This window comes from Campylobacter gastrosuis (assembly GCF_030249845.1).
GTDB classification, from domain to species: Bacteria; Campylobacterota; Campylobacteria; order Campylobacterales; family Campylobacteraceae; genus Campylobacter_A; species Campylobacter_A gastrosuis.
This window is the reverse complement of the sequence record NZ_JANURM010000035.1, coordinates 1-5,010: the sequence shown is the minus strand read 5'-3', so window position 1 is coordinate 5,010 and position 5,010 is coordinate 1. Positions and strand designations below refer to the sequence as shown.

Annotated in this window: 10 protein-coding genes; 7 read left to right on the top strand and 3 right to left on the bottom strand. The window is 33.8% G+C overall.

The features are described 5' to 3' along the window. Positions 1–61 precede the first annotated feature (61 nt). Positions 62–184, bottom strand: coding sequence for a hypothetical protein (locus NYG85_RS11695; RefSeq protein ID WP_284938826.1), 123 nt, complete (start codon positions 182–184; stop codon positions 62–64). Between the two features lie 519 nt (positions 185–703). Here NYG85_RS11695 and NYG85_RS11690 point away from each other — a divergent pair. Then, complete coding sequence (locus tag NYG85_RS11690) at positions 704–913, top strand: ribbon-helix-helix protein, CopG family (protein WP_284938825.1); 210 nt, start codon at positions 704–706, stop codon at positions 911–913. Further along, positions 910–1,197, top strand: coding sequence for a type II toxin-antitoxin system RelE family toxin (locus NYG85_RS11685; RefSeq protein WP_284938823.1), 288 nt, complete (start codon positions 910–912; stop codon positions 1,195–1,197). Before NYG85_RS11690 ends, NYG85_RS11685 begins: the two co-directional genes overlap by 4 nt. Before the next feature lie 117 nt (positions 1,198–1,314). On the opposite strand, the gene NYG85_RS11680 is transcribed toward NYG85_RS11685, so the two are convergent. Both NYG85_RS11680 and NYG85_RS11675 read right to left on the bottom strand, forming a co-directional pair. Next, positions 1,315–2,193, bottom strand: coding sequence for a hypothetical protein (locus NYG85_RS11680; RefSeq protein WP_284938822.1), 879 nt, complete (start codon positions 2,191–2,193; stop codon positions 1,315–1,317). A gap of 12 nt (positions 2,194–2,205) precedes the next feature. Beyond that, positions 2,206–2,946 (bottom strand): XRE family transcriptional regulator, encoded by a 741-nt coding sequence (locus NYG85_RS11675; protein ID WP_284938820.1) that lies wholly within the window; start codon positions 2,944–2,946, stop codon positions 2,206–2,208. A 101-nt stretch (positions 2,947–3,047) separates the two neighbouring features. Between NYG85_RS11675 and NYG85_RS12235 the strand changes: the two genes are divergently transcribed. The 5 genes from NYG85_RS12235 to NYG85_RS11655 form a co-directional block, all read left to right on the top strand. Next, the gene (locus NYG85_RS12235; protein WP_432264863.1) at positions 3,048–3,293 is read left to right on the top strand and encodes a helix-turn-helix domain-containing protein; all 246 of its coding nucleotides are present in this window, start codon (positions 3,048–3,050) and stop codon (positions 3,291–3,293) included. Further along, a complete protein-coding gene (locus tag NYG85_RS11670; protein ID WP_284938819.1) occupies positions 3,274–3,483 on the top strand; it encodes a hypothetical protein in 210 nt (69 codons plus the stop codon). The genes NYG85_RS12235 and NYG85_RS11670 overlap by 20 nt, the downstream gene beginning before the upstream one ends. 334 nt (positions 3,484–3,817) lie before the next feature. Continuing rightward, complete coding sequence (locus NYG85_RS11665; protein ID WP_284938817.1) at positions 3,818–4,009, top strand: hypothetical protein; 192 nt, start codon at positions 3,818–3,820, stop codon at positions 4,007–4,009. Next, positions 3,990–4,196, top strand: a complete 207-nt coding sequence (locus NYG85_RS11660) for a hypothetical protein (RefSeq protein WP_284938816.1) — start codon at positions 3,990–3,992, stop codon at positions 4,194–4,196. Before NYG85_RS11665 ends, NYG85_RS11660 begins: the two co-directional genes overlap by 20 nt. After that, a partial coding sequence (locus tag NYG85_RS11655) for a hypothetical protein (RefSeq protein ID WP_284938814.1) occupies positions 4,193–5,010 on the top strand: 818 nt, incomplete at its 3' end. The genes NYG85_RS11660 and NYG85_RS11655, both read left to right, overlap by 4 nt.

Below are 5,010 nucleotides of genomic sequence, written 5' to 3'. Positions count from 1 at the left end.
TCATCAACGTCCCTGTGTTCGTAACAATACCGCCTAAACTCCCATATTTCGCCGTGTTCGTTTAGGTCGTTATATAAAAAATTTTCCATTTTACACCTCCGAAATTTTTAAAAATGTTATGTTTTTTTATTAGTCCGCTGCGTGGCTTTAAAAGCCTAAATAGCTTTAAAATTAGTCTTTTCATTTTTCTCCTTTACCCTAAAAAAGGGGCGCCAGACAATGGCAGTAAAAAAAAGAGAATAGATTTTTTTGGGCTGTAATTTCAAAGGTTCGGAGTTTGAGAAATTTCTACTGCTAACGCCCCCATTTTAGGGTAAAAATGTGCGTGTTTTTGCTCCCGTGAAACGCACACAATCACGGCTAACGGCTTTTACGTAGCTTAAAACCTTTTTTTAAAAAAAGGCTCTAAGTTTAGCCGTTACGCTTCCGATTAAAACCAGATTTAAACCTAACTCGGTTTAGGCTCTGTCGGTCAAAGCATTTTATGCTATCCAGCCTTTTGTTTGGATAGCGTAATGTTAGCTTAACTTACTTTAAAAAATACTTAAAAATATAAGTTTAACTAACATTTTCTAAAAAATTACGTGTGTAATACCAAAGTAATACTAAGGTAACACCAAAATAATACCATTGCAATAAAAACAAAATATTGACAAAAATATAGATAAAACTATATAATCTGCATAAAATTCAAGGAGTTAATATGCGTGATAATGTAATGGTATCTTTGCCGAGTGGGCTAAATGCAGAGCTTAGCAGTATAGCAAAGGAGCTAGGAGAGAGCAAAAGTGCGATAATTAGACAGGCACTTGATTATTACTTTGATATTATGGATTTAAAAATCGCAGAGCAAAGAGCCAAAGAGAGCGGCAAAACATATACGCTAGATGAAGTAGAAGCGATGATAAAATGAATAAATGGCAACTTGAATTTAACGAAAAAGCCTTAAAAGAGCTTAAAAATTTAGAAAAATCGGTGGCTAATTTTATAATATTGGGGCTAAAAAATTTCATCTTGCATTATAATCACGCTTATGAGCAAGAGCTTTTAAAAACGCAAAAGATAAAGAAGCTAAAAGGCTCACTTGACGGCTTTTATCGCCTAAGACTTAGAAGTTTTAGAGTGATATATCAAAAGCTTGATGATAGGCTCGTGATATATGTTTTAAGGGTTAGTGATAGGAAAGACGCTTATTAAAAAATTTTGGCATTAAAGCATAAAACTATACGCAAAGAGTTTTAAAAAGATAGGACGAAAAACTTTATAATCAGGGACAACGCCTGATTATAAAGTGCTTTTTATATTTTATCCAACTTATTTTATTTTTATAAAACCAGCCTCAATAAGCTTTTGCGTTAAATTATCATCTTTTTTAAGTTCATTTTTAATCAGCTTTGCCTCTCTTTCTTTGAGTTGTTTTTGCAAATTTTCTTTTTCTATTTGCTTTCTTGACTTTATAAACTGCTCAGGGTTAGCGTCGCTTATTTTTTCTATCGTTGGCACATAGTTTTTATTAAATAAATTATTTAACGCCTCTTTTGCTTTTAGCGTCTGCTTTTTACCAGTGATAAACTCATCGCTTATATCATCATTTGCTAACGTTTCTAACATAGCCACATAAGGTTTTAAACATTTTTTTATTTTTCTTAGCTCATCGTTAAAAAAGCGGTTATGAGAATTTTTTCTACTTGCGTCTAAGAGTGGGTCATATTTATTTCCTATCACATAGTAACACTTTTTGGCTACTATTTTTATAGGGTTTTTAACTATTTTTTTAAAATCATCTGTCATTGTTACGGCTCTGTTTTCTTGTGTTTTTATAGCACTTTCATAAAATTCTGCTAAAAATTCTATAATCCCACTTGTCCTTTCTATTATGCAGTCAGTCAAATCAGAAGTCCTTTTTAACACATCTGACGCCTCCCAAAAACGCTTATGCCAATCTTTTGTTACAACGCCGTGTCTTATAACATCTGCTCTAATTTCATACATATCTGAAAGTGTCTCATCATACTCCGAAGCGCCATAAAAAGGTTTAGAGTATAAAAACTGATAGCCATAAAAAATATTTTTTATGCCATTTAAATAATAGCAGTTTTCATCATAGCTTTGATTTAGGTTTTCTATCTTTTCAGAAAAACAACCGCCAAACATTAAAAATACAACTGAAAAAATAATTTTTTTTAGTAGCATATTATCTCCTTTTTACTTTATCCCAGCGTCATCAAAGGTTAGACCCTTGTAAATTTCATAGTGTATTTTACCACATACCTTGCCTAGTATCTCGCACTCATAACCCTCTTTGTGTGGGTAAATATCGCCATATTTTGGGTTTAGACTAATTAGTTTTAACTTACCTTGCGGTAAAAACTCAACCCTTTTTATATACACCACGTCCCCCATAAGCACCACATAAATGCCACCGATTTTTATAAAATCATAGCGATGATTTACCATATCAACGATAACTATATCGCCCTCAGCATATTCAGGGCTCATACTATCACCCACTACTTCAAAGAGCTTTAAATTTGCTGGGTTTAGCCCTTTTATAAAGCTTTTATCAACGGCAACTTTTGAGGCGGTATTAATTAGCTTTAAATCAAAAGTCCCCTCAGCCCCAGCACCTACAAGCATATCTGCCTTATCAAGATAAATGATATTTTTAGGCTGATACTCAATAGGAATAAATTCTGAATAATTTGCAAAATTTGTCATTAGCTCTTTTTTTACAATGTTATTTTTAACTTCGTATTCATCATCAAAAAAGAAAAGCATATCAACTTTACAAGCATCAGCAATTTTCTTTAAAGTATGTATAGTGGGGATAAACACATCTGTTTCGTATTGTGCGATTGAAGCCCTATTTACTTCTACAATCTCAGATAGTTGTAGTTGCGTTAGTCCAGCTAATTTTCTAGCCTTTTTAATTCTACTACCCAGCATTTTTTATCCTTTCAATAAAAGTAAGATTTTATAACATTTTATGTTAGTTTAAATATCTTTATTAAGTATTTTTTAAAGTAAGTTAAGCTAACATTAACGTTATGAAAAATCAAAAAATAAAATTAATCTATATTGCAAATGCAACAAAAAAAACACATTCGGCAGTTAGTCAGTGGCTTAATGGTGTAACCACGCCTAGCATATCCGACATAAAAATAATGGATGAAAAATTTGGCATACCACCAACCGCTTGGTATGACATCTTTTCTTACATAGACAATAATAGCGAACGTTTTGGGGCTATTAAAAGATTACGAAGGCAACACAATGGTAATACAAAAGTATGACATCTCAAAAACCTTTAAACTCTCAGCTCAAAATATCGTAAGTTTAAGCGAGATAGAGCAAGAAAAGGGATTTAAAAGCGATAGTGAGGCGATTAGATTTTGTATAAATTTTACAAAAGTTGCCATAAAAGAGGGGCTAGACTTAGTAACCATAAGCACGTTGCTTGAAAAACTAGCCCAAAGAGGCTAAAAATGTATGAGATTATCGTTTCGCTGATGTTTTTAATTTTTAGTGTTATGTCGTTAAGGTTTTGGAGTGATAAAAGGTGGGAGCAATGGGCTATTTTATGCTTACCTTGCTTTTAAATTTAGTCCTTGTGGCACTGCTTTTAAGAGTGATTAATAGCGATTTAAAGGAGGTTAAATGAATACGCTATTGCTACTCTTAATGTGCCTATTTGTGGCGTGGGTGATGACGCTTGATTATAGTTGCAAATAGATTTGATTAAACCTGCCCCCGCCTCCTTTCTGTTTAACTTGCACTTTGGGGGTAGATTTAATCAAATTTAAACAAAGGAGCAAAAGTGCAGAATTTAGACTTTAAACCCCATTTTGAATACAAAGCTAAACAAAGCAAAATCTATCAAGACGTCGCCATTATTGACTTTATAAATAAAACTATCACGTGCAGGGTGTTTGAGGACGCCTTTACTACTTACAACGATTTTAATCCGAAATTTCTAAGGAGCAAGACAAATGAGCCAACGTTATTTTAATCAAAATTTTGATGACTTTGTAAAAATGGCTAAGCGTGATAAAAATTTAGCCGTGCCAAAGAGCGTAAAAAAAGAGAGCGAAAGCGAAGCAAAAGCCGAACCTACAAAAACCGAGAATAGCCCTTTAATCATCTTAAAAGTAGATAGGGCGACACTTCAAAGAATAGAAAGGGTGGTAATAATATGAGTGCATTAAAATTATTAAATGAAAAGCCCATTGCGTTTTATCCGATATATGCAAAAATAAGCGGCAGCATAAATGCTGGGGTGCTGCTAAGTCAGCTTATGTATTGGTTTTCAAAGGCGAATAACGACACGATTTTTAAAACAGATAAAGAGCTACAAGATGAAACTACGCTAAGCAGAAATGAGCTATTAGGGGCTAAATCAAGGCTAAAAGAGTTAAGCTTTTTAGAGATAGTCATAAAAGGGCTGCCTGCTAAGACCTACTATAAAATAGACTGGGATAAACTGGCATTAGCATTAAAAAATTACTCTGAAAATGAAGTAAAAAACGATGATGAAAACAATAAAAACGAAGCTAAAATTTTAAAACCGCAAGAGAAAAAAGAGATAAAAAATGCTGTTTTAAGTGATAATGTCAATCAAAATGAAGCAACTTTGCCACGCAAAAAACACCTTTTTAGTGACGTAAAAAGCTATCCAAAAAGGGCTGAAATTCAAGAAACTTATGGCGGAAATTCAGATAACAAGTTGTCGGAAAACCTGCAAACTTATGTCGGAAATGCAGATAACAAGTTGTCGGAAATTCAGACAACAGGTCGTCAGGAAATCAGACAACAGGTCGTCGCAAAAGCGGACAACAGGTTGTCGGAAATTCAGACATACGCTTACTATAATGCAGAGAATACTACAGAGAATACATCAGAGAATACATCAGAGAATACATCAGAGAACTCCTTTGCGCGTATGTGCGAGCACACACGCGTGGGGGGAGATGGGAGCAAAGCAGAGCAAGGAGCGATAATCGTAAAAAGTCC